Source organism: Serratia sp. (in: enterobacteria) (assembly GCF_051654945.1).
GTDB lineage: Bacteria > Pseudomonadota > Gammaproteobacteria > Enterobacterales > Enterobacteriaceae > Chania.
Map to the genome: position 1 here is coordinate 1 of NZ_JBOFZA010000007.1, position 1,910 is coordinate 1,910.

General features: G+C 46.8%; 1 tRNA gene and 1 rRNA gene. Both read right to left on the minus strand.

The features are described 5' to 3' along the window. Window positions 1-7 precede the first annotated feature (7 nt). A tRNA-Ile gene (locus ACRDCA_RS00060) sits at window positions 8-81 on the minus strand. A 114-nt stretch (window positions 82-195) separates the two neighbouring features. Continuing rightward, window positions 196-1,720: ribosomal RNA gene (locus ACRDCA_RS00065) — 16S ribosomal RNA — on the minus strand. Window positions 1,721-1,910: the final 190 nt, after the last annotated feature.

The following is a 1,910-nucleotide window of genomic DNA, read 5'->3' on the forward strand; positions in this document are numbered from 1 at the left end:
TTTGGAGTAGTCCCAGGCAGAGTTGAACTGCCGACCTCTACATTATCAGTGTAGCGCTCTAACCAACTGAGCTATAGGACTGGATGGCATTCAACCTCGTCTGTTTATTAGACTCGGCTTCATTAATCTCAATATATATAAAATAAACGAACAAATAGAACAAGCTACAAAAACCTAAGTCTTGGTTCTCTCCAGAAAGGAGGTGTTCCAGCCGCACCTTCCGGTACGGCTACCTTGTTACGACTTAGCCCCAGTTACTAGTTTTACCCTAGGGCGCTCCTTGCGGTTACGCACTTCAGGTACCCCCAGCTTCCATGGCTTGACGGGCGGTGTGTACAAGGCCCGGGAACGTATTCACCGCGCCGTGGCTGATGCGCGATTACTAGCGAATCCAGCTTCACGAAGTCGGGTTGCAGACTTCGATCCGAACTGAGAGAGGTTTTGGAGATTAGCATCACGTCGCCGTGTAGCAGCCTTCTGTACCCCCCATTGTAACACGTGTGTAGCCCCGGACGTAAGGGCCGTGCTGATTTGACGTCATCCCCACCTTCCTCACATCTTACGATGGCAGTCTCCATAGAGTCCTCAGCATAACCTGTTAGTAACTATAGACAAGGGTTGCGCTCGTTATGGCACTTAAGCCGACACCTCACGGCACGAGCTGACGACAACCATGCAGCACCTTCATACATGCCATTGCTGGCTAACCCATCTCTGAGTTATTCATGCATAATTTAAGCCCGGGTAAGGTTCCTCGCGTATCATCGAATTAAACCACATGTTCCTCCGCTTGTGCGGGCCCCCGTCAATTCCTTTGAGTTTCACCGTTGCCGGCGTACTCCCCAGGTGGAATACTTAATGCTTTCGCTTGGCCGCAGACTGTGTATCGCCTACAGCGAGTATTCATCGTTTACCGTGTGGACTACCAGGGTATCTAATCCTGTTTGATACCCACACTTTCGAGCCTCAATGTCAGTTATAGCTTAGTGAGCTGCCTTCGCAATCGGAGTTCTTCGTGATATCTAAGCATTTCACCGCTACACCACGAATTCCGCCCACCTCAACTATACTCAAGATCTTCAGTATCAATTGCAATTTTACGGTTGAGCCGCAAACTTTCACAACTGACTTAAAAATCCATCTACGCTCCCTTTAAACCCAATAAATCCGGATAACGCTCGGACCCTCCGTATTACCGCGGCTGCTGGCACGGAGTTAGCCGGTCCTTATTCATAAGGTACATACAGGCACCTACACGTAGGTGATTTTATTCCCTTATAAAAGAAGTTTACAATCCATAGAACCTTCATCCTTCACGCTACTTGGCTGGTTCAGACTTGCGTCCATTGACCAATATTCCTCACTGCTGCCTCCCGTAGGAGTCTGGTCCGTGTCTCAGTACCAGTGTGGGGGACCTTCCTCTCAGAACCCCTATCCATCGTAGACTAGGTGGGCCGTTACCCCGCCTACTATCTAATGGAACGCATCCCCATCATTTACCGAAATTCTTTAATTATGTGATCATGAAATCTCATAATGCCATCTTGTATTAATCTCCTTTTCAGAAGGCTATCCAAGAGTAAATGGTAGGTTGGATACGTGTTACTCACCCGTGCGCCGGTCGCCACCTCAGTATTGCTACCTCGTGCTGCCCCTCGACTTGCATGTGTTAAGCCTGTAGCTAGCGTTCATCCTGAGCCAGGATCAAACTCTTCATTGTAAAATGTTTTTGTTATACTTTCATCCGAAGATGAAGTAAAATAATCTGCTCAAGAACCAAAATTTATCGAATAATTACCTAATGTAATAATTGACGGTTTTTGTATTTTTTCCTAATTATCATCACTGAAAATCAGGGCTTGTACTACTTTGTTTCGTTTATATATAATCATGTTCAAAGAACGCTTCTT